The sequence below is a fragment of the Paenarthrobacter sp. NPDC089675 genome, assembly GCF_044749185.1.
GTDB lineage: Bacteria > Actinomycetota > Actinomycetes > Actinomycetales > Micrococcaceae > Arthrobacter.
Genome location: NZ_JBIVHM010000001.1, coordinates 299,453 through 325,467, shown reverse-complemented (window position 1 = coordinate 325,467; position 26,015 = coordinate 299,453). Strand labels below are relative to the sequence as shown.

Genomic DNA, 26,015 nt, shown 5'->3' with positions numbered 1-26,015 from the left:
GATGGACTCTCACCCGACGTCAGGCAGGGGGAATTACAACCAGTTGCGCCTGGACATCAGCCGTGGCCTTCGCCAGTGCGGCGTCATCCGCACAGACAATCGACACGAAGACCGACGAGGCCGGACCACTGAACAGCCTGGCGAGGACCAAGGCAGCCTTGCCCCCGGACGCTGCCGGGGACTTCAACGCCAACAACTCAACCGTTCTCCGGGGCTGGTCCGTATCCTGCCCCCAGCGCAGGGTAGCGGGCTTCAACCTCGATACGTCGATTCCAGCATCCAGATACTGGAACAATGCTTTGGTTGAGGCGGCATCGTCGCCCGCCACCACCAGCGGACCTTGGTTGATACTGACCCGGGAGTCCACCACACAGCCATCGGACTTCGTGTATCGACTCTCTCCCTGCATCGCGGAACGCGTGAGGGTCCACCCGGGCACTTCTTCCAAGCGGCTGGCGATCGTCACCGGTTCACCGGCCACCAAGCTCGCACCACTTCCCAGTGGCAGGTCCTTTGCCGCGACGGCCGCTGCATCGTGGCCGGGAGTGATGGTGGGGGTGGCGGGTGTCGATTCCGACGGCGACGGCTTCTGAGCGGTGGGATCGGGCACATTGACGCTGCATCCTCCCAGCGCCAGGCCCAAGGTGCCGGCCAGGCCAAAAGCAACCAGCCGTCGTCGAACGTTCACTGCCACCGATGCCCCTTCACTCGCCTGCTCCTTCACCAGCCTGCTCTGCCCGGAGAGAGTCTAGCTGCCCTGACTCAAGCCAGGACGCAGAGGCCGCCGGGAACAACCTCAACCTCCAGCGGCAAACCGGCCACCCGCTCGCCGTCGGCGTAGGCCACCACGCCTGACGCTTCCAGCCTGATCTTGCGGGCCCTGTACGTCCTTACCGCCGGGTGGCCCATGTGCCGCCCTGAGTAGACCTTGGGAAAGACCGCCAGGAAGCGCAGCCTGGACAAGGGACGGACGACGAACAGGTCGAGCCACCCATCATCGGGTAAAGCCTCGGGAGTAATTCTCATCCCGCCGCCGATGGATTGGCCGTTGGCCACCGACATCAGCATTGCTTTCTGCCGCCACTGCCGCCCATCCGCAGTGACCACGTAGTCGATGGGCCGGAAGGAAATCAGTTCGCGGAGCATGGCCAGGTTATAACGGCTCCTGCCCTTGGGCCGGCGCCAGGAGTTGGCCCGTTCATTGACGGAAGCGTCAAATCCCGCCGAGAGGACGCCGGCGAAAAAGGAGGTCCGGTCACCTGACGTCACACGGCCCGTGTCAATCGTGCGGCCCCCCGTTCGGAAGGCGGCCAGTATTCTCCTGCACGCAGCGTGGACGTCGTCCAATGGCAAAGCCAGCAGCCTGGCCACATCGTTGCCTGTGCCGGCCGGCACTATCCCCAACGGAACGTTGCGGCCCCACACGGCATTGACCCCCATATGGACCATGCCATCCCCGCCAACGACCACCACGGCGTCAACGGCCGTGTCGAGTACGGATGCCAGACGCTGTTCCAGATCGGCATAGGATCCGCTACGGAGTACGACGACGCCCACACCGGCGGCGCGAAAGAAGGCCGCGGCTTCGTCCCCGGCTCCGCGAGAACGGCCAAACGAAGCCGAAGGATTAACGGCGAGCGCGATCTTCGCCGGGCAGGAGGTTTCTGCAAGGCTTCGGGTCTGCTCATCGGCCGGAGGGATCACAGCACGAATTATGCCAGCCGGGAACCTGCGCACCGGATGAGAGCGTTCATATGGTGGCTGGATAAACTGGCCCGACCGCCCGCGAACGGAGCGGACAAGGAAAACGAGGAAAGGGCCTGTGCTTGGCCGAGGGCAGCAGTTCGCACTACCAGGTCCTTCGGGTGTCCGTGACGGCCACTGACAAGGAGATCAAGCAGGCCTACCGCAGGGCGGCCAGAAAGGCCCACCCGGACCACGGTGGCGAAGCCGAGGCTTTCAGGCGCGTCACCCTGGCCTACGAAACCCTGATCGATCCGAAACGCAGGGCTGAATACGACCGCCGTTACGCCAGCGGGGCCTCCGTACCGCCCCAGCCAAGGCCAGGTGACTACTCGGGCGCCGGCTTCCCCGGGCCCGCCACGAGCGCCGGAGTCAAACGTCCTCAAGCGCCACGGAATACCGCCGGGGATCCTCCCGTCTACGTTCCGGCGTTCGATGATCCGAACGAGGTCCCCCTGCTTTCGGAGGCCGAAGCTTCCCGGCAGGTCCACGGCCAGCCGCGCAAACGGGGAATTTTCGGCGCGGAAGCACGCATTCAACGCGAGCTCCGGACTGTTCAGCTCATCAGCAAACAAGTGCTCTCCCCTATCCCCGCGGCGCGGCTCATCAATGGGCTGCGGTCCCCGTCGGACAACAACCACATCGACCACGCCGTACTCTCCGGATACCGGCTGGCCCTGGTTGGTTCGATGCTGCTGCCCAAGGGCGCCTATGCGTGGGACGGCCAGTCGCTCCGCCATGGGGGCAGGACCATCGCGCCACCACAGCTGAGCCATATTGTGCGCCACATGCAGGACATCTTCCCGGAGCTCAACGTCACAGGCTGGGTGGTGCTGCACAGCCCGGATGGAAACCTGCACGAACCCGTGATCGACCACTACGGAAGGGGCAAGGGCGTCAACGGCGGCATTGAAGTAGTGAACGGCGCAGGGCTCGCACGGGGGCTCAAACAGTTCCTCAGCTCCGGCCCGGCTCCCAATACAGTGGTGGTGCCTGTCCTCGCGCGACTGCTCAGGGGCATGCACTGAGTCCTTGGCACCCCTTGGGGTGGCTAGGATGTAACGGTGTTCCGCATCCTCTTCCACACTCCTGAAATTCCCGGTAATACGGGCAACGCCATCCGCTTGGCCGCCATAACCGGAGCCGAACTCCATCTGGTTGAACCCCTTGGCTTCGATTTCTCCGATGCCAAGCTCAGGCGGGCAGGCCTGGACTACCACGACCTCGCCGTAGTCACCGTGCACAAGGACATCGACGCCGCGTGGGCAGCCCTGCAACCGGACAGGGTGTTCGCCTTTACCTCCGACGGCGATACCACCTACACGGATGTCCAGTACAAAGAAAACGACGTGCTCATGTTCGGGCCTGAATCGGTTGGCTTGCCGGCCTGGCTCAAGCAGGACCCGCATGTGACGGCAAGGGTCCGGCTACCCATGCTCCCCTCGCTTCGGTCCCTCAACCTGGCCAATGCAGCGTCCATCGCCGTTTTCGAGGCTTGGCGGCAGAACGGCTTTGCGGGAGCCAAACTCTAGCCCATCCACCGGGACCGCGGCGCCGAATACCCTATGCAGGAGAGAAACTCCGGCAGGGCGATGGATGAGGAGCCTCAGTGAGAGTGCTGGAGACACGGGCGGCGGTGACGGACCGCGTGACCACTGCGCCCGCAACACCGTACCGTCGTCCTGCCGGTTTGAAACCCGAAGACATATGCTGGACAGTGATGGACACCCCCAACAATCCCGGTCCCCCGGTCTTTGAGGCCGCCGGTCCGGCGACAGACCTGAACTCACAGTTATCCGGCCTGCTCGAGTTGGTCGCCGGCGGCGACCAGCAGGCCTTTGCCGAGTTCTACCGGCTTACCTCCAGGCGTGTTTTCGGAATGGCCCGCCGGGTGTTGGTTGACCCGGAACTCAGCGAGGATGCCACGCAGGAAGTCTTCGTACAGGTCTGGCAGGGTGCCGCGAAATTCGACCGGTCTGCCGGAACACCCCTCGCGTGGTTGATGACCATCGCCCACCGGCGCGCCATCGATCGCGTTCGTGCTGTTCAGGCCGCAACCGATCGGGAGGCCCGCTACGGTGCCGCCAGCCAGGATCCGGACAGGGACGTGGTAGCCGAAGAAGCGGACACCAACCTTGAAGCCGAACTCGTCAGCCGCTGCCTCGGAACCCTGACCGAAACGCAGCAGGAATCCGTCCGCCTCGCATACTACGGTGGGCTGACCTACCGGGAAGTCGCCGAGCATCTCGGCGCGGCGGTGCCCACCATCAAGTCCCGCATCCGGGACGGCCTCCTGCGGCTGAAGATGTGTTTGGGGGTGGGCTGACATGACTGAAAACACTGGTGGAGGATTTATCCGCAAAATGTTTGCGAACGATGTCGCAACCGACCTGGCAGAGGGGCGGGTCCTGGAACTCGCCGAGATCTACGCGCTGGACGCTGTCACGGAGGACGAACGTGCGCTGATTGACGACTACGTCAGCAGCGCCCCCGAAGGTCCGGAGTTCCGCGACCGCGTCCGCCAGGCCAGGGAAACCTTGGCGATCAGCTTCGCACCTGTTGCAGAACCCCCGGCCGGCCTCTTTGACAACATCATGGACCGGATCACCAGGGATGCTGCCGCAAGTGAACCCGTTGGGCAGGTCCAGGAGCCAACCGGCCAACTCCCCCCGGCTCCGCTGGTTGATGAGTTGTCGCAGGCCAGGATGAAGCGCGACGAACGCCGCCGCCTGGGCGGTGTACGTTCCTGGATCATCGGTGCGGCGGCTGCCGCAGCCATAGCTGTGGCCGGCATTGGAGTCGGCTCGTATGTTGCGGGCCAAAGCGACCCCGTGAACCAGGTCCTTCAGGCACAGGACGTCCAAAAGAAGACTGCGGACGTCCCCGGCGGAGGTACGGCTACGATCTCGGCATCGTCTGCGAAGGACTCGTTCGTTGTCCTGATGGATGGTGTTGCGCCCGCTCCGAGCGGCAAGGTCTACCAACTGTGGACGTTACCCAAGGATGGTTCCGCCCCTGTTCCCCAAGGAACCATGGACGCTGAAACACTGTCCAAGCCGGCAGTGGTCAAGGGCTTGTCGTCTGCTTCCTCCGTGGCCATTACGGTTGAACCGGCCGGCGGCTCGAAAGCCCCAACCTCAGCTCCCGTGCTCGTGGTTCCGCTTGGCGCGGCATAAGGGCCTGATGCGCTGAACGCCCGACGGCGGCCGCCCCCAAACGGGGACGGCCGCCGTCTTACATTGCGGAAGATGACCCGGCTATAACACCAGTGACAAGAGCATCACGAAGCCGAATCCAACCAGGGATATCAGGGTTTCCATCACAGACCAGGTTTTGAAGGTCTGCCCCACGGTCAAGCCGAAAAGCTCCTTTACCAGCCAGAACCCAGCGTCGTTGACGTGCGAAAGGAACAGCGACCCCGCGCCGATCGCCAAGGCGAGAAGTGCGGCGTGCGTCGGGCTCAAGCTCCCTGCCAGGGGTGCCACGATTCCCGCAGCGGTGACAGTCGCCACTGTCGCCGAGCCCGTGGCCAGACGCAGCGCGACAGCAACAATGAAGCCGAGCACCAGCACCGACATGTTGGCACCTTCGGCCCATTTCTTTACGGCGTCTCCTACGCCTGCGCCAATGAGGGTCTGCTTGAAGCCACCGCCGGCGCCCACAATGAGGAGGATCGCGGCAATCGGCCCCAGGCTGTCGCCAAGCTTCGACGTGATCTTGCTGCCGGTGAAGCCGACGGCGTATCCGAAAGTCACGATGGCCGCGAGCACTGCCAAAGTCATTGCCACCAAGGGCTGCCCAACAAAGTCGAAGAAGACCCGGATGGCAGGTGCGGTTGCGGCATCCGGCCAGATGATCCCGCCCAGCGCCTTCAGGAGCATCAGGACCACCGGGAAAATGATGGTCAGCAGAGTGACGATGAACGAGGGCTGGCGCTTGACGTCACTGAGGTCGGTGGTGTGCTTGGTGTCGATGCCGCCCGCCACGGCCGGAGCATCCACCGGCACCCAACGTGCTGCCAACCGTGAGAACAACGGACCGCAGATGATGACGGTAGGAACGGCGACGAGGAGGCCGAGGGCCAGGGTGGTTCCGAGTTCGGCCTTGACCGCGCTGATCGCAATCAGCGGACCCGGGTGCGGAGGGACCAGCCCATGCAGGACCGAGAGGCCAGCCAGCGCCGGGATCGCAATGCGCATGAGCTTCATCCCGGATCGCTGCGTTACCAGCACGATCACCGGAAGCAACAGCACCAGCCCGATCTCGAAGAACATAGGCAGGCCGATGATGACGGCCACCAGGGTGATCATCCAGACCAGTTTGTTACCGCTGGCCTTCGCAATCAGGGTGTCCACCACACGGTTGGCTCCCCCGGAGTCAGCGAGCAATTTGCCCAGCATCGCACCTAGTGCGATCAGGAGTCCCACTTCCTTCAGGACACCGCCCACTCCGTCCTCGAAGTTGGTGATGACCTTCCCGAGCTCCACGCCGGACGCGAGGCCCACAAAGGCCGAACCGAGGACCAGGGCAAGGAACGGGTGGAGCTTCAACTTGGCAATGAGCACCACGATCAGCGCGATGCCCAACGCCGCAACAACCAGCAGCTGTGTATCGTGTCCGGTCCACGGCTGTGCCTCGGCCCCGACGCGCAGTGCCACTGCGCCGGCCATCATGAGGCGGTCGATTCTGCGCCGGCACCGATCGGGCGGAGCCCCAGGCGCTCAATGACTTCGTCTGCTTCCTCCGCCGGAGATGCCGAGACGCAGAGCGAGATGTAGTTCTCGTCGCCGGTAGGCTCCTCAAGTGCTTCAAACTGCGATTCCAGGAGGGACGGAGGCATGAAGTGGCCATGCCGCGACGCCAGGCGGTCCGAGATCTTGTCCTTGCTTCCTTGAAGGAAGACAAAGACCACATTGTCGCCGCGGAGCACGTCGCGATATTTCTTCTTCAAGGCCGAGCAGGTAATGATCGCCGGCGTTCCGCTGGCGGTGCGCTCCTTGATCCAGTCGGAGATGATGCCAAGCCAAGGCCAACGGTCTTCGTCCGTCAGCGCTTGGCCCGAGTGCATCTTGGCCACATTCGCTTCAGGGTGGAGGTCGTCGCCTTCGGCAAGGTCCCACCCGAGCTTGCCGGCGAGAACGCCGGCCACTGTCGACTTGCCCGAGCCGGAGACTCCCATAATCACCAGGACGGGCTGCTGTGCAGTCTTCGCCATCAAAGTCTGCCTTCCTCAATAAATATGATTTAACCGAGGTCAAGCATATGGCAGGGGTTACACAAGGGCAATACTAGAAACCGGCGATGGTACTGCTTCCGTTGACGGAGACCACGTGGAAATACTCCGCGCTCCTGCCTTCAGGCAAGCCCGCGCGCCGCCCGTTGGCCAGCAGGTTGTCCCGGACCACCCGTTCCATCCGGGCGATGTCCGGGTGCTGGCTGGCATGGATCCGGATGGCATCGAGTTTGGCTTCGATGTGGTCCGTCACGTCGACGGCGTGGTTCTCAAGTGCCTCCGGACTGGAGATAAACCATAACCATGGGAGCTTGTAGGCGCCAAGCCCGGCCTCAGCCAGTTCGGGATAGGCGAAGGGATTCTCGACGGCGGGATATACCGCCCGGGTGACTGCTTCCCCCGCCGCCAGGTGGTCCGGGTGGCTCTTTTGCAGACGGTCCCAATTTCGCTCGGGATGCATGGTCAGGACGATGTCCGGGCGGACTTCACGGATCAGCTTCACAACTTGCTTGATGACGCCATGTGTCGGCTCCAGGTAGCCGTCCCGCTCGTGGAGGTAGTGGATGTCGTTGACGCCCACCAGCGCGGCAGCACTCCTTTGCTCCTCGGCACGGAGCTCGATGATCCGCTCGCGGTCCGCCGGATCGAAGCCGCCGGCATCGCCGTCGGTCATGATGCAGTAGCTGACCTGCACTCCGGAAGCCGTCCACGCGGCAATGGTCCCGGCGGCGCCGAAGTCGATGTCGTCCGGATGGGCAGTAAAGCAAAGCACCCGCTCAACGCGCTCCGTGGAGGCGTTGAACGGGCTCTTTGCTGACGTAACGCCAGGAGTCAAAGAAATCAGCCTTTCCGCTTCTTGATCTCTTCGGTTGCCTGGGGCAGTACTTTGAAGAGGTCTCCGATGATCCCGAAGTCCGCGATCTCGAAGACGGGCGACTCCGCGTCCTTATTGACCGCCACAATGACCTTGGAGGTCTGCATTCCGGCCTTTTGCTGGATTGCACCAGAGATACCGGCGGAGATGTAGAGCTGCGGAGAAACCGTGACGCCGGTCTGGCCGACCTGGGCGTCATGGCCGATCCAACCGGCATCCGTCGCCGCGCGCGATGCGCCCACGGCCGCACCCAAGGCGTCGGCAAGCTCTTCGAGAGGACCAAAGTCACCGTCAACCCCACGGCCGCCGGCTACCACGATCCGGGCTTCGCTAAGGTCCGGACGACCGCTGACGGGCTTTTCGGTCCGTGATGCAATCCGCGCTGAGCCTGCCGCAGCGTCTGCAGGCACCTCAACCGTGGAGCTCTCGGGGGACGCCGGGCCCGCAGCCGGTTCCGGTTCGACGACGTTGGCCTTGACCGAGTAGACGGCCACCTGCGTGGTCGCCTTTGCAGCGGTGTTGTAGGAGCCTGCAAGCACCGACTTGTGCGCAGTCCCGTCGGCGTCGATGTCGACCACATCGGTGATGACCCCGGCATTGAGTCTGATCCCGAGCCTGCCCGCGATTTCCTTCGCCTCTGGCGAGTTCTCAACGAGGACCGAGGTTGCGCCCGACGCAGCGACGGCCGCCGCGAGGAAGGCAGCCTTGGGACCTGCGAGGTAGTCGCCAAGGTTGTCCGTGGAGGGCTTGAGGACAGTGGTCACGCCATAGGCGCCAACGGTTTCAGCTGCTTCGCCGGTCAGTTCACCGTTGACGGCCACGGCGGTCTCGCCGAGCTTCCGTGCAAGGGTCAGGAGCTCCAGGCTGCTCTTCTTGAGCGCAGCGCCGGGATTGTCAATGAAAACGAGTGCATTTGCCATGGTTGGAGTCCCTCTTAGAGCAGCTTCTGTGCGGCCAGGAAGTCGACCAGCTTAATGCCGGCATCGCCTTCGTCGGTAATGATCGTGCCCGCAGTCCGGGGCGGACGTGCCTCCGCGGACTCCACCACAGTCCATGAGCCCGCGGCGCCCACCTGAGACGGATCGACTCCGATATCGGCAAGCGAGAGGGACGCGATCTTCTTCTTTTTGGCCGCCAGGATGCCCTTGAAGTTGGGGTAGCGCGGCTCATTGATCTGGTCCGTCACGGAAACAACCGCGGGGAGCTGCGCTTCCAGCGTCTCCGAGTAGGCTCCCGCGTCACGGCGGGCCACCACAGTCCGTCCGTTGACCTCAAGGGTGGATGCAAAAGTCAGCTGCGGCAAGCCGAGGCGTTCAGCCAGTTGCGCCGGGACAATGGAGGTTTCGCCGTCTGTTGAGGCCATGCCGGTGAGCACAAGGTCCACAGGGCGGCCGTCTGCCGAGAGGTGGCGGATGGCTGCGGCCAGCGCCAAGGAAGTTGCGGCCGCATCCGAACCTGCCAGAGCATCATCGCTCAGGTGCACGCCGGAAAACGCGCCGATCTGAAGTGACTTCTTGACGGCGTTGACGGCACCGGCAGGGCCCATGCTCAAGGCGATGACCTCGTTGCCGGCCTTCGCCCCGCCCCGCTCCTCAGCCAGCTGCAATGCCGCTTCAAGGGCATATTCGTCCAGTTCCGACAAGATGCTCTCGTCGCGGTCCGTGGTGTTGCCGGGTCCGTTGATGTGCCGGTCAAACTGCGCGTCCGGGACGTGCTTGACCAGAACGACAATCTTCAATGTCTCTTCCACTGTCTTCGAAGCAGCCTTCCATGCTTGTGGACGGCCAACCGCAGCAGCGTGGCCGTGAATCGCCCAACACGTGGGCTTCCCCTAGCTAAGCATATTGTCCGTAAAAAACCATCGCGGAGTTACGCCTGTTGCGTCACCCCGTTCGCCGCGGGGCTGGACGCAGCGCGACGGCGGGCCGCCCCTGAGTGGTGCGGCCCGCCGTCGCGCTTTGGTGCTGTGACGCTACTGCTGCGCGGCGTCCAAGGTGACGTCCAGGTCCTGCGACTGGCCGTTCCTGACAATCGTTACCTTCACCTTGGCTCCGGCGGCCTGTTCGCGGACCGCTGCGGTCAGTTGGTTCGGGTCGCTGATGGCGTAGTCACCGAACTTCGTGACGACGTCGCCAACCTTGATCCCTGCCTTGGCGGCCGCTGAACCGTTGGTCACGGCTGCCACCTCAGCACCTACGGAGAAGCCTGAATCACTGCCGGTGGAGGACTTTGCGCGGACTGAAACGCCGAACTGCCCGTGGCTGGCCTTGCCGGTATCGATAATCTCCTGCGCCACACGCTTGGCGTGGTTGATCGGGATGCTGAAGCCCACGCCGATGTTGCCGCTGGAGGAGCTTGCGGAACTGCTGCCGGCCGAAGCGATTGCGACGTTCACGCCGATGATCTCGCCCTTGCTGTTAACCAAGGCACCGCCCGAGTTGCCAGGGTTGATAGCCGCATCCGTTTGGATCACGTTGATGGAAATGGAGCCTTCGTTGCTGGAATTTTGGCTCTGTCCCCCACCCGGAGGTGCGAACTGGAAGCCTTGGTCACCGCCTTGGGAATTGTCGGTACCTTCCTTGGGGGCCGCTGATGACGCAACACTGATGGTGCGGTTCAAGGTGGAGACGATGCCGTCGGTCACCGTGCCGGTCAGCCCCAGGGGAGAACCGATGGCGACGGCGGTGTCCCCCACGTTGATCTTGGAAGAGTCACCCAACGTGGCTGGAACCAGGCCGGAAGCGTCCTGCACCTTGATGACCGCGAGGTCGGACAAGGGGTCGGTGCCTACAACGGTGGCCTTCAGCACCTTTCCGTCGTTTGTGCGGACTTCAATGGCCGCGTTGGCCGTTGCGCCGTCCAGCGTCACCACGTGCGTGTTGGTCAGGATGTGGCCCTGGTCATCGATGATGACGCCAGAACCCGTGCCGCCTTCGCTCCCGCTGGTCGCCTTGATGGTGACCACGCTCGGCGAAGCCTTGGCTGCGGCGGCGGTGATCACGTTGACGTCATCCTTGTTGTTGACGATCACCGTGCTGGACTGGCCGCTGCTTGAAGCGGCGGGAGCGGGGTGGTCCAACAGGGCGTTGCTTCCTGCCACAACGCCGCCGCCCACGAGTCCTGCCGCGAGGATGCTGGCCACCAGCGTCCCTACGCCAAAAACGGGCTTGCGCTTCGTAGCGACAGAGGACTGCTGGCCGGGATTATGCTGACCTGCCTGGCCATGCTGGACACCGTACTGCTGGCCCGGGGCGCTGAAGTTGCCGTGCCCTTGCTGTGCCGGCCCTTGCGGCCCTTGTCCGGTTTGTACACCCGGATTGGACCCCGCCCCGTAGAACGGGTGGTGCTGGGGGTAGTTGGGACCCTGTTGGGCTCCCTGATGACCGTGCGCACCGTATTGGGCATTCTGCTGCTGGTAGGCCGGGGTGTGCGGCTGCGGAAACTGCTGAACCGGCATCGTCCCGGGCGTACCGGAACCGGCCTGGTTCTCAAGGTGGCCGTTCCCGGGGCGAGCGTTTTCCTGGCCCGCATCCGGTGCCTGCGCATTTTCGGCTCCTGGTCGGAAAGCGGGCATGGGGGCCGTAGCCTGGACATTCCCTCCCTGCCCGGAGTTCCAGGCGGGCTGCTCCTGGGTGGGAGTTGCATCGGTGCTGCTTGCAGCCGGTTCACGCGGCTCGGCGGGCTGGCGGTCCTCCGGTGCGTTGCCCTGCGCTGGGTTCTCCGTCATGGGTCTTCCTTTCCGTTCTCGTCTCCACTAACTATGGCCCTTGTTACTGGAACAATTTCGGACGTTCGCTGGGAGCTTCCTGAAAGCCCTCAAAGCTTCTAGAAAATGGCGCGAAGCGGGGTGGAACAAGTCCTCAACGCGCGGGGTTCCGGGCTTTCTCCCCCATTTCGCTGGTGGCATATTCACCGCTGTGGACGGGGTTTGGGGTGCACCATAGAATCAAAAGGAATTGCCACAGCGACCTGCGGCTTTACACACCTGCGTGGGGGCGCTGAGCATTCTGTGACGATTGGATCGACCTGTTCCAGTCGCAGACGTGCTGAAGGGTTGCACATGCGGTCAATAGTGAAACGTGTACTCGCCATTGTTGGCGTGGCTGGAGTGCTGGCCCTCCCGGCCGGCGCGGCGTGGGCCGCGGATCCGGTGACGATCCCGTCCGGCCAGAACATCGTCGATGATGCAAATGTCCTGGGGAGCCGGAAAGGCGAAGTCCAGGACGCCATCCAAAAGACGTTGAAGGACCACAAGTACAACCTGTACGTGGTCACGGTGAACTCCTTTGACAACCCTTCCGACCCGGCACAGTGGGGCCAGGCCGTGGCCACGAAGAAGAAGATGGGTCCGGCCGACGTCATTCTTGCCATCTCGACTTCAGGCCAGTACTACTTTGCGCCGAATTCGGCTTCCTCGATCTACCCCAAACGGACCAACATCACCCAGAACGCGATTGCAGCGAATCTGGGCGCGGGCAAGAAGGACTACGCCCAGGCCGCCATTGACACAGCCGCCGCGATCGGCGATGCAGCCGGCGGCGGCAGCGGTTCAGTACCCAGCGGCAACGCCGGAGTGGGAGTGCTGGTTGGCGTCGGCGTCGTTGCGGCCGGCGGTGCCGGCACCTATCTCTACCTCCGCAACCGTCGCAAGAAAACCGGCCAGGCATCCAGCGCCAGCTATGGACCGCAGGGGCAACAGCTCGATCCCCTGGCCGGTCTCAGCATCCCCGAGCTGCGGCAGAAGAGCGGGTCCCTGCTCATTGAGGCAGATGATGCCATCAAGTCGAGCGAACAGGAGCTCGGATTTGCCCAGGCGCAATACGGCGATGCAGCCATCGGCAACTTCTCCAAGGCCCTGGAGGAAGCAAAGGGCCACATGACGGAGTCCTTCAAGTTGCAGCAGCAACTGGACGACCATATCCCCGATACCGAAGAGCAGCAGCGGAGCTGGCTGGGTGAGATCATCCGGCGCTCAGAAGCCGCTTTGGCCTCCCTGAGGGACCAGAAAGCCGATTTCGATTCCCTGCGGGAGCTTGAGAAGAACGCTCCGCAGGCCCTTGCCACGGTAACCGGCGGCGCACGCGAAGCCGATGCAAAGATCGCCAACGCCGAGAAGTCCCTTAAAGAATTGCGTGCCAAGTACGCAGATTCCGCACTCACCCAGGTTTCCGACAACATCAGCCAGGCCAAGGAACGGCTGGCCTTCGTCCAAAATGCCGCGGCTACTGCCCAGGAGAAGATCTCCTCGGGCGAGAACAGCCTTGCCGCTGTTGCCGTTCGAGCGGCCGAAGAGAGCCTCCACCAAACCAACGTGTTGCTGGACGCCATCTCCAAAACGGCAGGCAGCCTCGATGAAGCCCGCGCATCCCTGGAACGCTCGGTAGCTGAAACCAGCCAGGACCTGGCGCAGGCACGGGCCATGATCCAGTCGGGACAGCACCCCGAACTTGCCGGCCCCGTTGCCGGAGTTGAGGCAGCCCTGGGACAGGTCAAGACCGAAATCCAAAGCGGCAAGATCGATCCCATCGCCACTCTCAACCGCGTGGAAACGGCCCATCAGGCGCTCGACCAGTCATTGTCCGGCATCCGCGACCAGGAAGAACAGGCACGACGTGCCCAGGCCTCCTTGCAGCAGACCATCATGGCGGCCCAGTCACAGATCAGTGCCACCTCCGACTACATCACTGCGCGTAGGGGCGGAGTCGGTACTGAAGCCCGGACCCGGTTGGCAGAAGCCCAACGCAACTTGGACTACGCCTTGTCCATCTCCCGGAACGACCCCGTAACTGCCCTGACGTACGCCCAGCAGGCGCACTCCCTGGCAGCCCAGGCGGCACAACTCGCGCAGGCTGACGTTGACCACTTCGGCTATGCGGACCAGGGCTACGGTCGCGGCGGAATGTTTGGTGGGGGCGGCGGAGGCGGCGGCCTCGGCGGCGCGATCCTGGGTGGCATCCTGATCAACTCCATCCTCAATGGCGGCCACGGCGGGTGGGGCGGCGGCCACAGCGACGGCGGCGGAGGCGGCGGATTCTTTGGTGGCGATTCAGGCGGCGGCGATTGGGGCGGCGGCGGAGACTTCGGCGGCGGCGACTCCGGCAGCTTCTAGGCGCCACGGACTGGTCACGGCCAGCACAAACTAGGTGGGGTTCGGCCCCATGTAGAAGCGGTACAACAACTGATCACTGATTTCAGTGGGTTCCACTGAGCAGGACGAAAGGCAACACCATGGTTAAGCAGTCCATTTTCGGTCGGATCGCACAACTCGCCAAGGCAAACGTCAACGCTTTGCTTGACCAGGCCGAGGACCCGCAGAAGATGCTGGACCAGATGGTCCGCGACTACACGAACAACATCGCCGAGGCCGAGTCGGCGGTGGCACAGACCATTGGCAACCTGCGCATGCTGCAGGCCGACTACAACGAGGACGTCAAGAACGCCCAAGACTGGGGCAACAAGGCCCTAGCAGCATCCCGCAAGGCCGACGAATACCGCGCGTCCGGCGACACTGCGGACGCTGAGAAGTTCGACAACCTGGCCAAGGTTGCGATCCAGCGCCAGATGACCGCCGAGTCCGAGGCCAGGGCGGCCGAGCCCAGCATCGCCTCGCAGACAGAGGTCGTGGACAAGCTCAAGAGCGGTCTCGACCAGATGAAGAACAAGCTCAACCAGCTCACCGCGAAGCGCAACGAACTGGTGGCCCGCTCCAAGACTGCCGCCGCGCAATCCCAGGTCCACGACGCCCTCAAGAGCATCGACATCATGGACCCCACCAGCGAGGTAGGCCGCTTCGAAGAGAAGATCCGTCGCGAAGAGGCCAAGGTACTCGGTCAGCAGGAACTTGCCGCATCCAGCCTCGACGCCCAGTTCAACCAGCTTGAAGACCTGGGCGAGCAGACCGAGATCGAGGCACGCCTGGCGGCCCTCAAGTCTGGTGGGAGCAAGCCTGCCATTGGGGCCGGAGCGCCTGCTTCCAATGGTGCCACCATCGACGAAGCTGACTTCGACAAGCTTTAAGCGGTAAATCGTTCCACACTGCTGGCCGGATCCCTTTCACGGGATCCGGCCAGCAGTGTTTAAGGACTCGCCCTTCAAGGGCTTGCCGTCACGCCTGCCCGTCGGGTCAAGCCTCCGTCGCCACCTCTGCCCGGATCTCGAACCCCTTGGGGTGAAAGTAAGTGACGGTGCACTCCAGGACTTCGCCGTGGGGGCCGAGCGTGGTGCGTTCGAGTCGGGGTACCACCGGGAAGCCCCTGACGTTCAGCGCGTCGGCCAGATGGTCCGGCGGCGCCTGCATGGTTACGGTAATCTCCGCACGTTCGAGTGGCTTCAGGGTGCGGTCCTGGATGACCTGGTAGATCGAGTTCTTCTCTGCATCGGCAAGGCTGATATGGCGGCCGATGTGGGACGGAATGAAAATTTCGGCGATGGCATAGGGCCAACCCGCGCTGGAATACGACCTGCGGATGACCAGCACAAGGTTGTCTTCCGATACCAGCTTGGCCGGGACCGAGCGGTCCTTCTCCATCCACTTGTACTCAATCAAGCCCTTGACGGTTTTCATGCCGGCGGCAGTGAACGTCTCCATGAAGGGCGCCAGCCGGTTGAGCATGCGGACGGGACGCTGGGCCATGACGAATGTCCCCTTGCCCTGCCTGCGGACCAGCAGCCCCTTGGAAACAAGAGTTTCAATGGCCTTCCGGATGGTGGTCCGGCTGATCCCGTACTGGTCCATGAGGGACTCCTCGGTGGGGATCCTGGAGCCTGGTTCCAAGCGGCTTACTTCCTCAGTCAGGACCTCGGCAACCTGCTGATACACCGCCACAGGGCTGTCCCGCTGAAGGACCCGTCGCTCCGGTCCCCCGTTCAAGTCATCGATGACCATTGAGCCCTTCCTGGCTGACCACGGTGTTCGGAAGTCGATGCTACACGGAAGCCCGGCAACTCCCGGAAAAGCAGAAGGTCCGGATCAGAAACTGATCCGGACCTTCTCTTCAGTTGCGGGGACAGGATTTGAACCTGTGACCTCTGGGTTATGAGCCCAGCGAGCTACCGAACTGCTCCACCCCGCGTCGCTCCATAAACTTTACCCTACCGAAAGAGGTGCTCATGACCATTTCACCCCAAAGTGCTGCAGATCACGATGAGTTATAACGTTCCGCCTTCGGGGCCCTGACCCCGGCGGCGGACAAGCAAAAGGTCCGGACCAGTAAACTGATCCGGACCTTTTCTCCAGTTGCGGGGACAGGATTTGAACCTGTGACCTCTGGGTTATGAGCCCAGCGAGCTACCGAACTGCTCCACCCCGCGTCGCACCAACAACATTACCTTCCGGTGAATGGCAGACCAAATCCTGGGGACGTAACATGTGTCTCCCCACCATTAAGTGACTGGTGCCCGCTCCTTGTAGGAGCGGGCACCAGTCATGTCGGCAAGGTCATCGGACCGAGGCCGGACTACTTACTCGGGGACGGCGACGGCGAGGCGCTTGGCGAGGCCGTAGGCGCCGGAGTGACACCCAGGCGGGTTTCGGCGTCGAGCGCCTTCTTCAGGGCCTCGGACAGCTTGGTTTGCTGGGATCCGTAGCCCGCGAAGTCGCCCTTGGCCAAGGCAGCCTGGCCGTCGACGATGGCCTTGTTGGCTTCGTCCAAGGCCGCCTTGAGGTCCGCCTTGGCGTCCGTGGAATTGTCCGGCGGAGTTGTGGTTCCGGACGGGCTGGATGGTGTCTGACCGTTGTTGTCGGCGTCACCGGCCTTGGCACCGGAGTTACCGCCGAACAGCTGGTCCAATGCCTCGTCCAGTGTGGGGGCGAAGCCGATCTTGTCACCGAAGGCAACCAACACGCGCTGCAACGTTGGATACGACGTTTCACCGGTGGATTTCAGGTAGACCGGTTGGACGTAGAGCAAGCCCCCACCAACGGGAAGCGTCAACAGGTTGCCGTTCAAGACATCCGAGGCACCCTGGCGCAGGAGGTTCAGCGCCTGCGACACGGTCGGATCCGAGTTGAACTTGTTCTGGGCCTGCCCCGGACCGGGCACCTGGGTATCGGTGGGCAGCTGCAGCAGCCTGAGCTTGCCGTAGCTGTCCGCCTTGACCCCCTTGACGTTGCCGGCATCCGAATCTGCCGCCAGGAATCCGTAAAGGATGTTCCTCGCGTTTCCGTTGACGGTCTGGGGAATGAAGGACGACGTCAGCTGGAAAGCGGGCTTGTCCTGGTCCGGCATCTGCAGCGACATATAGAACGGCGGCTGCTTCACTGCCTCGGAGACCGTGGGATCGTTGGGCACGCTCCACGCATCGTTGTTCTGGTAGAAACTGTCAGCATCCGTTACGTGGTAGCGGCCAAGAAGCTCGCGCTGGACCTTGAAGAGATCCTCAGGGTAGCGAACGTGGCTCATGAGATCACCGGACATCTCCGAGTATGGCTTCAGCGAGGTCGGGAAGACCTTCTGCCAGGCCTTGAGCAGCGGATCGTGATCATCCCAGGCGTAGAGAGTGACCGAACCGTCGTAGGCATCAACGGTGGCCTTGACGGAGTTGCGGATGTAGTTGACCGAACTGTTGGGCAGGGCCACCGTTCGGCCGGCACTCGTCTGCGAATCCGCCGTCGCGTTCTGGAGTTGCTGGGGCTGGGAGTAGGGGAAGTACTGGCTGGTGGTGTAACCATCGACGATCCACTTGACGCGTCCGTCCACCACTGCCGGGTAGGCGTTGCCATCAACCGTCAGGTACGGAGCAAGCTTTTCGACGCGCTCCCGGGGGTTGCGGTCATAGAGGATCTGGGATTTGTCATTCACACCGTCGGACAACAACAGATCCGAGGACTGGAACTTGATGGAGTACAGGATGCGGTTGAGCCAGTTGCCCACGTTGGGGCCGCCGTTTCCGGTGAACGTGTATTGGGTCTCGCCGCTTCCTTCGCGTCCGGCAGGGCGGTCCTGCTCACGATGCGGGGCGCCGTCGGGGGCACCGACGATCGAGTATTCCGGCGAGTTTTCGCCGAAGTAGATCCGGGGCTGGTAGCTGGTGTCATTACCCAACACTCCGCTCGACGGGATTCCCGACTGCAGGAATTCCGGCTTGCCGTCAGCCGTGAACTTGTTTCCCTTGGCTGCAACCACACCGTAACCATGCGTGTAAACGATGTGCCGGTTAACCCAGGTCTGCTGGTTGGCACTCAGGCCGTCCGGGTTGAGTTCGCGGACCGCAATAACGGTGTCCTGCACCTTCCCGTCCACGGTGTACCGGTCAACATTCAGGGTCTGCGGGAACTGGTAGTACGGACGGTACTGTTCCAACTGGGAGAATGCCGACGAGATCAGGTTCGGGTCCAGCAGGCGGATGTTGGCCGCTGTCTGCGCATCCTTCGCCAGAGCACCGCTTGCGGCAGTGGTAGTGGCGTTGTACGCGGACACATCGATCTTGTCCAAGCCGTACGCAGACCGGGTCATGTTGATGTTGCGGCTGATGAAGTCCCGCTCAAGGGTATTCTCCGAAGGCCGGACTTGGAATTGCTGGATCACCCAGGGGTAGACCCCACCGGCGAGGATGGCAGTGATGATCAGCATCGCCGTGCCGATCACCGGAAGACGCCAGCGCCCAATAACGGCAGCCACAATGAACAGGATGGCTACAAGCCCGGCCGCTACGGCAAGGATCGCCTTGGTGGGAACCACAGCGTTGACATCGGTGTACAGGGCACCTGCCCACCGGCCCGAGGAGCTCTGGACCGTGGTGTAGCGGTCAAGCCAGAAATTCACGCCCAGCAGCACCAGGAAGAACGCTCCGGTTACGGCAATGTGGATTTGCGCCGCACGGGAGGTAAAGATACCGCGCTCCATGAGCCGGATGCTGCCGTAAAGGTAATGGGTCAGGATGCCCGCGATACCGGCCACCACAGCGATGCTGATCAGGAACCCCGTAACGAAGCCCAGGAACGGCAACGACATGAGGTAGAAGCTGATGTCGAGGTTGAACAGTGGATCGCTTTGGCCAAAGGGCTCCTGGTTGAAGAACAGGAGTACCTTCTGCCACTGGCTCGCAGCAGCGCTGCCGGCAAACAGGCCGAAAAGGATCGGCAGGCCAATCATGACCACGCGACGGACCGGCTCCAACTGCACCTGGTAGCGGTTCAGGTTGTCGCGGGCTTCAGCATCAGGGGCGTACACAGGCCGTGCGCGGTAGGCGATCCTGATGGCAAAGAACACTGCGGCGAACATCATGGCGAAACCGACGAGGAACGTGATGATCCTTGCAAGGTTCTCTCGGAGATAGACCTCGAAGAAGCCCAACTGCTGGTACCAAAGGACGTCTGTCCACACATTGGCGAAGAAAATGAAGCCGACGACCGCCACGGCAACGACAATGAGCGTCGGCGTCAGGGCACCTCGTCTCAGCGGCGATCTTCCGGGCGGGCGGGAGCTGGCGGGACGGGACAAACTCTGTACCTCATTGGTGGTCGTCGGTTAACAGTCGGTGTGCGTGTGTTGGACGACATCCACTGCTGGGTGCAAGCCGAAGCCGTCATATATGCCACGAGTGGCGGCGGAGCTAAGTTCCACCGCCAGTCTAGTTGTTTGCGCAGGTGGGAAGGCCAGAGGTGTCCTTGCCCGATCCAAGGCGTTCGACTGCGGCCGTCGCGTCGGCCAGCGTTTCGACTTTGACCACTTGCAGCCCATCCGGAACATGGCCCACGACGTCGGCACAATTGGCCGCCGGCGCCAGGAACATCGTCGCTCCATGTTGCCGGGCCCCGATCATTTTCTGCGCGATGCCGCCGATGGCGCCAACTGCCCCGTCGGGTGTAATGGTGCCCGTACCGGCGACGTGCCGGCCCCCGGTCATGTCGCCGGGCGTGAGGCTGTCCACAATGCCCAGCGCAAACATCATTCCGGCGCTCGGCCCGCCGACGTTGTCCAGCGAAATCTTTACATCGAACGGGAAGGTGAAATCGCTGGAAAGGAGCACACCGAGGACGTAGCGGTCGTTGGCATTCTTGGTGGGTGTGACCGTCTCCGTCACTGCAGTCCCGTTCCGATCAACTACCACCGCGACCGGCGCACCGGCCCCGGCCGATAACTCGGACTGGATGACGCTCATGGACGTAATGGCCTTGCCGTTGATGGACGTCAGACGGTCGCCTTCCTTGAGCTTGCCCTGGGACGGCGAACCGTCCGAGAGGCCCGCGACGGTGAGTCGCTGCTCAAAAGGAATGTCCAGCTCCCGGAGTGCTGCAGCCACGGCGTTCTCCTGGGAGGTTTCCATGGCAATTTCGCCCTGCTGGACCGTTTGTTCCGCCGTTGTCCCCTTGGGGTAGATCAATTCCTCGGGATAGACCGCCTTGGACTTGTCCAGCCACGCGCGGAAGACTTCGAAAATTGTCGCCGGAGTCTTGGGACCGCCTGACATTACTACTGTGGTGAGGTCCAAGTTGCCTTTGGCAGGAAAAGACTGCCGGCCGGAAATCGTGATGACCGGTTTGTCCCCGTCCTGGCCCAAGGTGTTGAACGTCGGGCCCGCAGACTCGACGACGTATGGAACCGGAAGCGCAGCGGCCCCGACCCCAAGGCCCAAGGCCAGCAGTCCGGACACGACCATCATCATGTACCGGCTGCCACCGGGAGGTGCGGGAGGTGCTGAGGAGGATTCGGCGTCGGGCGTTTGACGCGGGTCAACCGAGCCCTCGGGACTGGGCGAAGTAAGCATTGAGGCCTCTCTAAGCCGGCACTGCGTGACGGCACTTTCGCTCCTGCCGCCGGCAGCGGCAGAGGGGACATACCAAGCATCCACAGTACGCGCTCAAGACGCCCGCGGCCTGCTTTGCCTACAGCGAACGGCGAACACCGCAGGCAGACAGCCCACCCGCCGCGCGGTACGGTAAAAGTGATCACCAGCCAGTTCGACGATCGGCGGCACCATGTCTTCAAACCCCACCAATCCGTCCAATGACGACGAAACCCCCAAGGATCCGCTGGCTGAAATGCTGCAGAACCTGATGGGCGGGCAGGGAATGGGCAACATTGACCCCGCCGAGCTGGCCAAGGCCGCCGGCCTGCCCAACGATCCGCAGCTCCTGCAGCAGATGTTCGCACAGGTCCAGGCCATGATGAGCTCCACCTCCGAAGGCCCCGTCAATTGGCAGCTCGCCCACGAGAATGCGCGCCGGGTAGCAGCCGCCGGTTCGGACCCGTCCGTCAATTCAATACAGAAGCGCGAAGTGGACGAGGCCCTCCGGTTGGCCGAACTGTGGCTTGATCCCGTCACCGATCTCCCTTCGACCGGCCTCATCGGCCGGGCGTGGTCACGGGCGGAGTGGGTAGAAGCCACTTTGGGGACGTGGAAGCGGCTGACCGAACCCGTGGCCAACAGCATCGCCAACGCGCTCTCCAATGCGCTGAGCCAGCAACTTCCCGAGGAAATGAAGTCCATGATGGGCGGTGCGTCCTCCATGCTGCAGAACATGGGCGGCGCGATCTTCGGAATGCAGCTGGGCCAAGCCATCGGGGCCCTTTCCGCGGAGGTCGTCAGTTCCACGGACATCGGGGTTCCCCTCGCCGACCTCGAGATGGCCTTGCTGCCGGCCAACGTAGCGAAGTTCGGCGAAGGACTGAGCCTCCCGGAGAACGATGTCCGGCTTTTCCTGGCCGTCCGTGAAGCCGCACATGCCCGCCTCTTCGTACAGGTTCCGTGGCTTCGCGGGCACCTTCTTGGGGCCATCGAGGCGTACGCCCGGGGAATCCACATCGATATTTCCCGGATTGAAGACCTCGCAAGGGACCTGGATCCAAGCAACCCCGAAGGCATCCAGGAAGCGCTCTCCCAGGGCGTCTTCACGCCGGAGCAAACACCCGTGCAAACCGCAGCCCTTGAGAAGCTTGAAACAGCCTTGGCCCTGGTTGAAGGCTGGGTGGACGAGCTGACCGCCGAAGCCACGGAAAAGCTCCTGCCCTCAGCAACTGCACTCCGTGAAACAGTGCGGCGCCGCCGGGCCACGGGTGGCCCGGCGGAGCACGCGTTCTCGTCCCTGGTGGGCCTGGAACTCCGCCCCCGCCGGCTCCGTGATGCCGCAACCTTGTGGGCCACGCTCAAGGAAGAGCGGGGAATTGCCGGACGCGACGCCATCTGGCACCATCCCGATCTCCTGCCCACCGGCGAGGACCTTGACGATCCGAAGGGCTTCTCGGAGCGCCGCCGCCTCGCGGAGGCCAGCGACAGCGAAGTAGACGACGCATTGGCGAAGCTGCTCAGTGGAGGCTACGACTCCCCCGCGGACGGAGAAGGTGAATCCCACCCGCACGAAACCACATCCGATGAGGATCCGGACTCCGGCACGAAATAACCCTCTTGAACGGCCGCCAGGTGATGAAACCGGCGGCCGTTCAAACACGTGGGTTGATTCAGTGGCCCTCCGTCAGCCCCCTGGCCGTTGCGAAGGCAACACCTTCAAGGAACGCCTTGGCGCGCTGCGTTTCAGGGTAGGCATCCAGAAGGCGCCAGAAGTCCGCGGTGTGCCCTGACACGATCAGATGTGCCAACTCGTGCAGCAAGACGTAGTCGATCACCCATTGGGGCATCGGCTGGAGCTTATGCGAGAGACGGATTGTGCCGTCTGCCGGAGTCGCCGAACCCCAGCGGGAGTTCTGGTTGGTAACCCAACGAACAGACGCAGGAACAGCCCTGCCGCCGAGGTACGTCCGCGAAAGGTGTGCTGCCTGCTGCTCGAGCGCTTGGTCAGTGGCGGGCTTTCTCTTGTTGGAGCCCGGGCCCCTTCGCTCGCCCTGGGATTTCAACTTGGCCAGCATCCGCCGTACCCACTCGCGTTCCTGCGACTTGGTGAAACTGGCCGGAATGGCCACCACGGCATTGCCGTCCTCCCAGAACGCCGCCACGGTCCGGCGGCGACGGGCTGAACGGCGCACGATGACGGGAGCGCCATCATCAGTGCGCAAGGGAATCTCGTCAGCCATCACTGACCGCTGCTCTGTGCCAGCACCCCAAGAACGGCCTCGCCGTAGCGTTCCAGCTTCGATGGACCCACGCCGGCAAGCGAGGCCAGTTGCTCCAGCGACTCCGGCCGGGCTTCCGCGATGGCCGTGAGCGTGGCGTCTGTGAACACCACGTAAGCGGGCACGTCAGCTGACTGGGCTTCCTCCCGCCGCCAGAGCCGAAGGGCCTCGAACGTTTGTTCTTCGTACGTCGGGGGGCACTGGTTGCAGCGGCCGACTTTACGTTCCGCTCCGGTTGCCAGCATGCTTCCGCAGACACGGCACGACGCCGGTGCAGCGGCTTTGCGCCTGGGTGCAGAGTCGCGGCTCCTGGCCTTGGATGTGGCCACTGAATCAGGGCGCAGCCCATCAAGGAACCGTGACGGTTTGCGGTTGGCTCTCCCGCCCGGGGTTCGGGCCGTGGACCACGACAGATTCAAGTGCTCCCGGGCCCTGGTAATGCCGACGTAAAGCAACCGCCGTTCTTCGTCCACGTCCTCGGGAGAATCGGCAAAGGAGATGGGCATGAGACCTTCGCTGAGCCCGACCAGGAAAACCGCATCCCATTCCAAGCCCTTTGCCGCATGGAGCGACGCCAAGGTCACGCCTTGGACGGTGGGGGCATGCTGGGCAACCGAACGCTCCTGGAGTTCGTTGACGAATTCTGCAAGCGAGAAGGACTCGCCCCTGCTGGTGGCCAGTTCATCAGCCAAGGCCACCAACGCCGCGAGGGATTCCCACCGTTCACGGAGAGCACCGCCGCTGTGTGGTGGGGTCTCGGTGTAACCCAAAGAGGAGATGATGTCCCGGACAATCTGGCCCAGGGGCTCCCCTGCTTCCTCCGAGACGGCCCTCGTGGCTGCCCGGAGTTGGAGGATGGCGTCGCGGACTTCCTTGCGGGCAAAGAAACGCTCTCCCCCGCGCAACTGGTAACCGATACCGGCCGACGCGAGGGCTTGCTCATAGGCTTCCGATTGCCCGTTGGTGCGGAAGAGGACAGCTATCTCGCTGGCTTTGACGCCGCCGTCCAGTAATTCCTGGATCTTGCCTGCAACAACCGCGGCCTCGGCCTCATCATCAGGACATTCCAGGAACCGTGGCTCCGGTCCCGAGGGACGCTGTGCCACGAGCCTGAGCGGCGGCGCCCACGCGGCGTCGGCCACCGGCCCCCCGCTCCTGCGGGAAGAAAGGAGGTCATTGGCAAGCTTCACCACTTGAGGGGTGGAACGGTAGTCCCGGACCAGCTTGACCACAGTGGCGTCCGGGTACCGTGCCTTGAACCCGAGCAAATGCTGGGGAGATGCTCCTGTGAAGGAGTAGATAGTCTGGCTGGCATCGCCCACGACGCAGAGCTCATCCCGGCCACCAAGCCAAAGATCCAGCAGCCGCTGTTGCAGCGGAGAAACGTCCTGGTATTCGTCCACGACAAAATGGCGGTACTGTTCACGGACCGTAGCGGCCACCTTTGGGTCCTCCTGGAGAATGCCCACGGTGATAAGCAGGACATCCTCGAAGTCGATGACGTTCCGGTCCGTTTTGAGGTCTTCATAGGCCTGGAAGACACGCGAGACGGCCGTGAGATCGAATCCTCCGGGGGTCCCCCTGCCCTGCGCGTTCTCAAGGTAGTTGGCCGGCGTCAGCATGGAGACCTTGGCCCACTCGATCTCTGCCGCGAGATCGCGGATTGACGCACGGTCTGTGCTGAGTCGGAGCCTGCGCGACGCTTCCGCGATGAGGTTGGCCTTGTGGTCCAGCAGGGACGGCAAAGTGCCGCCAATGGCTTGGGGCCAAAAGAACTGGAGCTGCCGCAGCGCGGCGGCATGGAAAGTGCGGGCCTGGACATTGGGTACCCCGAGGTCACGTAGCCTGCTCCGCATTTCGGCTGCTGCCCTGGCGGTGAAGGTGACCGCGAGCAGCCGCTGCGGCGAATAGACACCCGAGTGGATGCCATAGGCAATGCGGTGCGTGATGGCCCGGGTCTTGCCCGTGCCGGCGCCCGCCAGGACACACAAAGGTCCGGTGAGCGTGCTGGCTGCTTCCCGTTGTTCTTCGTCCAAGCCGCCAAGAATGCGTTCTTCCAGGGATTGTCCGGCAGTCATGATGCTTTCAGTCACGGTTGGAGATCTTCGATGACTCCGCCGTACCAGTGCTCGATGAGGGACCGTGCAATGGACAACCTGGTGGAAATGGTGATTTCCCCGCTCAGGACGGCAGCCTGCAATTCTTCCCGGCTGAACCACCGTGCCCGGGTGACTTCGACGCCGTCGGGCTTTGCCACGGAATCGTCGGTGGTGGCCGTGAAGCCGAGCATCAGCGAGGCCGGAAAGGGCCACGACTGGGATCCAAGGTACTGGCAGGCAGTGACGCGAACTCCCACTTCCTCGCCTATCTCGCGGACAACTGCCTGCTCGAGCGACTCTCCGGGTTCAACGAATCCAGCCAGGGTGGAGTAGTTCCTGGCATCCGCCGGGCCGCCGCCGCCGAGCAGCAGCCGGCCGTCGGGGCCAACCACGGTGACAATGATGGCGGGATCAGTCCGGGGGTAGTGTTCGGAATTATCCGCCGGGCAACGCCGTACCCAGCCCCCGGCCTCAACGTGCGTGGGAGTACCGCACTGGGGGCAATGCGTGTGGGTAGCGTGCCAATTACTGATGGCGCTTGCCTCTATGAACAAGGCCGTGTCGCAGGCATCAAGGCGGCCCGCGACCTCACGGAAGCCTGCCCATTCGGCGTCTTCCGGGACAGACGAGGTTCCCGGGGCCAGTGGCTCCGGGACGGTGAAGAGAAGCACTGCCGTGCCCTCGGGAAGCGAGGACGGGACGAGGGTAGTGCCGAGGTATATCGCCGTCGCGGCTCCGGCTCCGGCTCCGGCTCCGGAGAGGTCCTGCCACAGAGTGCGGGCGTCACCAAACCAAAGACCCCGGGGTGTGACCAGGGCCTTGCGCTGGGAGATAACCATGGCCTTGGCCGTACCGGAGCCAATGAGGTCCTCGACCATCCCCGGCTTCAGCCGGACACCGGAACCGCGATCCACGACGGCGGGGCGCACTGGAAGAACAGTCTCCATCAGATGGTTGGCCGGCGCTGCAGACTCCGTGTAGCTCATGTATCTACCGTACTGACTTGCACCGGCAAAAAACATTTGACAGGGGGCACTGTGGAAGCGTGCTCCCCTCCG

Annotated in this window: 21 protein-coding genes and 2 tRNA genes; 7 read left to right on the top strand and 16 right to left on the bottom strand. The window is 63.1% G+C overall.

Going from position 1 to position 26,015, the window contains the following annotated elements; translation table 11 throughout:
• Positions 1 to 19: 19 nt before the first annotated feature.
• Together ACIPY2_RS01585 and ACIPY2_RS01580 are read right to left on the bottom strand one after the other, a co-directional pair.
• On the bottom strand, positions 20 to 694 hold the full coding sequence (locus ACIPY2_RS01585) for a hypothetical protein (protein ID WP_400264641.1): 675 nt from the start codon (positions 692 to 694) through the stop codon (positions 20 to 22).
• A gap of 68 nt (positions 695 to 762) precedes the next feature.
• Complete coding sequence (locus tag ACIPY2_RS01580) at positions 763 to 1,704, bottom strand: diacylglycerol/lipid kinase family protein (protein WP_400264640.1); 942 nt, start codon at positions 1,702 to 1,704, stop codon at positions 763 to 765.
• 122 nt (positions 1,705 to 1,826) lie between these two features.
• Here ACIPY2_RS01580 and ACIPY2_RS01575 point away from each other — a divergent pair, with 122 nt between their 5' ends.
• From ACIPY2_RS01575 to ACIPY2_RS01560, 4 genes are all read left to right on the top strand, one after another.
• Positions 1,827 to 2,771 carry a J domain-containing protein gene (locus ACIPY2_RS01575; protein WP_400264639.1) on the top strand — a complete coding sequence of 315 codons (945 nt, stop codon included), beginning with the start codon at positions 1,827 to 1,829 and terminating at the stop codon, positions 2,769 to 2,771.
• Positions 2,772 to 2,807: 36 nt separating this feature from the next.
• Positions 2,808 to 3,275, top strand: a complete 468-nt coding sequence (locus ACIPY2_RS01570) for a tRNA (cytidine(34)-2'-O)-methyltransferase (RefSeq protein WP_400264638.1) — start codon at positions 2,808 to 2,810, stop codon at positions 3,273 to 3,275.
• Positions 3,276 to 3,463: 188 nt separating this feature from the next.
• Positions 3,464 to 4,069: an ECF RNA polymerase sigma factor SigK gene (gene sigK, locus ACIPY2_RS01565; protein ID WP_400264637.1), complete on the top strand. Its 606-nt coding sequence runs from the start codon at positions 3,464 to 3,466 to the stop codon at positions 4,067 to 4,069.
• Between the two features lies 1 nt (position 4,070).
• Complete coding sequence (locus ACIPY2_RS01560) at positions 4,071 to 4,919, top strand: anti-sigma factor domain-containing protein (RefSeq protein WP_400264636.1); 849 nt, start codon at positions 4,071 to 4,073, stop codon at positions 4,917 to 4,919.
• 81 nt (positions 4,920 to 5,000) lie between these two features.
• Here ACIPY2_RS01560 and ACIPY2_RS01555 read toward each other — a convergent pair whose 3' ends face one another.
• From ACIPY2_RS01555 to ACIPY2_RS01530, 6 genes are all read right to left on the bottom strand, one after another.
• Entirely contained in the window at positions 5,001 to 6,416 is a 1,416-nt protein-coding gene (locus ACIPY2_RS01555; protein WP_400264635.1) for a gluconate:H+ symporter, read from the bottom strand.
• A complete protein-coding gene (locus ACIPY2_RS01550; RefSeq protein WP_400264634.1) occupies positions 6,413 to 6,958 on the bottom strand; it encodes a gluconokinase in 546 nt (181 codons plus the stop codon). Before ACIPY2_RS01550 ends, ACIPY2_RS01555 begins: the two co-directional genes overlap by 4 nt.
• Positions 6,959 to 7,031: 73 nt before the next feature.
• Positions 7,032 to 7,811: a PIG-L deacetylase family protein gene (locus tag ACIPY2_RS01545; protein WP_400264633.1), complete on the bottom strand. Its 780-nt coding sequence runs from the start codon at positions 7,809 to 7,811 to the stop codon at positions 7,032 to 7,034.
• Between the two features lie 5 nt (positions 7,812 to 7,816).
• Entirely contained in the window at positions 7,817 to 8,770 is a 954-nt protein-coding gene (locus ACIPY2_RS01540) for an electron transfer flavoprotein subunit alpha/FixB family protein (RefSeq protein ID WP_400264632.1), read from the bottom strand.
• 14 nt (positions 8,771 to 8,784) lie between these two features.
• Complete coding sequence (locus ACIPY2_RS01535) at positions 8,785 to 9,588, bottom strand: electron transfer flavoprotein subunit beta/FixA family protein (RefSeq protein ID WP_400264631.1); 804 nt, start codon at positions 9,586 to 9,588, stop codon at positions 8,785 to 8,787.
• Between the two features lie 234 nt (positions 9,589 to 9,822).
• Positions 9,823 to 11,577 carry a trypsin-like peptidase domain-containing protein gene (locus ACIPY2_RS01530; protein WP_400264630.1) on the bottom strand — a complete coding sequence of 585 codons (1,755 nt, stop codon included), beginning with the start codon at positions 11,575 to 11,577 and terminating at the stop codon, positions 9,823 to 9,825.
• Between the two features lie 333 nt (positions 11,578 to 11,910).
• Here ACIPY2_RS01530 and ACIPY2_RS01525 point away from each other — a divergent pair, with 333 nt between their 5' ends.
• Together ACIPY2_RS01525 and ACIPY2_RS01520 are read left to right on the top strand one after the other, a co-directional pair.
• Positions 11,911 to 13,959: a TPM domain-containing protein gene (locus tag ACIPY2_RS01525; protein ID WP_400264629.1), complete on the top strand. Its 2,049-nt coding sequence runs from the start codon at positions 11,911 to 11,913 to the stop codon at positions 13,957 to 13,959.
• A 119-nt stretch (positions 13,960 to 14,078) separates the two neighbouring features.
• Positions 14,079 to 14,867, top strand: coding sequence for a PspA/IM30 family protein (locus ACIPY2_RS01520; RefSeq protein WP_400264628.1), 789 nt, complete (start codon positions 14,079 to 14,081; stop codon positions 14,865 to 14,867).
• A 106-nt stretch (positions 14,868 to 14,973) separates the two neighbouring features.
• On the opposite strand, the gene ACIPY2_RS01515 is transcribed toward ACIPY2_RS01520, so the two are convergent.
• From ACIPY2_RS01515 to ACIPY2_RS01495, 5 genes are all read right to left on the bottom strand, one after another.
• A complete protein-coding gene (locus tag ACIPY2_RS01515; RefSeq protein WP_400264627.1) occupies positions 14,974 to 15,735 on the bottom strand; it encodes a GntR family transcriptional regulator in 762 nt (253 codons plus the stop codon).
• 113 nt (positions 15,736 to 15,848) lie between these two features.
• A tRNA-Met gene (locus ACIPY2_RS01510) sits at positions 15,849 to 15,922 on the bottom strand.
• A 164-nt stretch (positions 15,923 to 16,086) separates the two neighbouring features.
• Positions 16,087 to 16,160, bottom strand: a tRNA-Met gene (locus ACIPY2_RS01505).
• Between the two features lie 146 nt (positions 16,161 to 16,306).
• The gene (locus ACIPY2_RS01500; RefSeq protein WP_400264626.1) at positions 16,307 to 19,291 is read right to left on the bottom strand and encodes a UPF0182 family protein; all 2,985 of its coding nucleotides are present in this window, start codon (positions 19,289 to 19,291) and stop codon (positions 16,307 to 16,309) included.
• A 130-nt stretch (positions 19,292 to 19,421) separates the two neighbouring features.
• Positions 19,422 to 20,558, bottom strand: coding sequence for a PDZ domain-containing protein (locus tag ACIPY2_RS01495; RefSeq protein ID WP_400264625.1), 1,137 nt, complete (start codon positions 20,556 to 20,558; stop codon positions 19,422 to 19,424).
• 211 nt (positions 20,559 to 20,769) lie between these two features.
• Between ACIPY2_RS01495 and ACIPY2_RS01490 the strand changes: the two genes are divergently transcribed.
• On the top strand, positions 20,770 to 22,191 hold the full coding sequence (locus tag ACIPY2_RS01490) for a zinc-dependent metalloprotease (RefSeq protein WP_400264624.1): 1,422 nt from the start codon (positions 20,770 to 20,772) through the stop codon (positions 22,189 to 22,191).
• A 58-nt stretch (positions 22,192 to 22,249) separates the two neighbouring features.
• On the opposite strand, the gene ACIPY2_RS01485 is transcribed toward ACIPY2_RS01490, so the two are convergent.
• The 3 genes from ACIPY2_RS01485 to nudC are packed head-to-tail and all read right to left on the bottom strand — an operon-like array spanning position 22,250 to position 25,943.
• Positions 22,250 to 22,819 carry a YgjP-like metallopeptidase domain-containing protein gene (locus ACIPY2_RS01485; protein WP_400264623.1) on the bottom strand — a complete coding sequence of 190 codons (570 nt, stop codon included), beginning with the start codon at positions 22,817 to 22,819 and terminating at the stop codon, positions 22,250 to 22,252.
• Complete coding sequence (locus tag ACIPY2_RS01480) at positions 22,819 to 24,936, bottom strand: ATP-dependent DNA helicase UvrD2 (RefSeq protein WP_400265089.1); 2,118 nt, start codon at positions 24,934 to 24,936, stop codon at positions 22,819 to 22,821. The genes ACIPY2_RS01485 and ACIPY2_RS01480 overlap by 1 nt, the downstream gene beginning before the upstream one ends.
• Before the next feature lie 11 nt (positions 24,937 to 24,947).
• A complete protein-coding gene (gene nudC, locus ACIPY2_RS01475; RefSeq protein WP_400264622.1) occupies positions 24,948 to 25,943 on the bottom strand; it encodes an NAD(+) diphosphatase in 996 nt (331 codons plus the stop codon).
• Positions 25,944 to 26,015: the final 72 nt, after the last annotated feature.

Coding starts and splice junctions, on each gene's coding strand:
- sigK (WP_400264637.1), top strand. CDS start 3,464: ATGGACACCCCCAACAATCCCGGTCCCCCGGTCTTTGAGGCCGCCGGT.
- ACIPY2_RS01530 (WP_400264630.1), bottom strand. CDS start 11,577: ATGACGGAGAACCCAGCGCAGGGCAACGCACCGGAGGACCGCCAGCCC.
- ACIPY2_RS01550 (WP_400264634.1), bottom strand. CDS start 6,958: ATGGCGAAGACTGCACAGCAGCCCGTCCTGGTGATTATGGGAGTCTCC.
- ACIPY2_RS01525 (WP_400264629.1), top strand. CDS start 11,911: ATGCGGTCAATAGTGAAACGTGTACTCGCCATTGTTGGCGTGGCTGGA.
- ACIPY2_RS01490 (WP_400264624.1), top strand. CDS start 20,770: ATGTCTTCAAACCCCACCAATCCGTCCAATGACGACGAAACCCCCAAG.
- ACIPY2_RS01485 (WP_400264623.1), bottom strand. CDS start 22,819: ATGGCTGACGAGATTCCCTTGCGCACTGATGATGGCGCTCCCGTCATC.
- ACIPY2_RS01495 (WP_400264625.1), bottom strand. CDS start 20,558: ATGCTTACTTCGCCCAGTCCCGAGGGCTCGGTTGACCCGCGTCAAACG.
- ACIPY2_RS01515 (WP_400264627.1), bottom strand. CDS start 15,735: ATGGTCATCGATGACTTGAACGGGGGACCGGAGCGACGGGTCCTTCAG.
- ACIPY2_RS01555 (WP_400264635.1), bottom strand. CDS start 6,416: ATGATGGCCGGCGCAGTGGCACTGCGCGTCGGGGCCGAGGCACAGCCG.
- ACIPY2_RS01540 (WP_400264632.1), bottom strand. CDS start 8,770: ATGGCAAATGCACTCGTTTTCATTGACAATCCCGGCGCTGCGCTCAAG.
- nudC (WP_400264622.1), bottom strand. CDS start 25,943: ATGAGCTACACGGAGTCTGCAGCGCCGGCCAACCATCTGATGGAGACT.
- ACIPY2_RS01480 (WP_400265089.1), bottom strand. CDS start 24,936: ATGACTGCCGGACAATCCCTGGAAGAACGCATTCTTGGCGGCTTGGAC.
- ACIPY2_RS01560 (WP_400264636.1), top strand. CDS start 4,071: ATGACTGAAAACACTGGTGGAGGATTTATCCGCAAAATGTTTGCGAAC.
- ACIPY2_RS01520 (WP_400264628.1), top strand. CDS start 14,079: ATGGTTAAGCAGTCCATTTTCGGTCGGATCGCACAACTCGCCAAGGCA.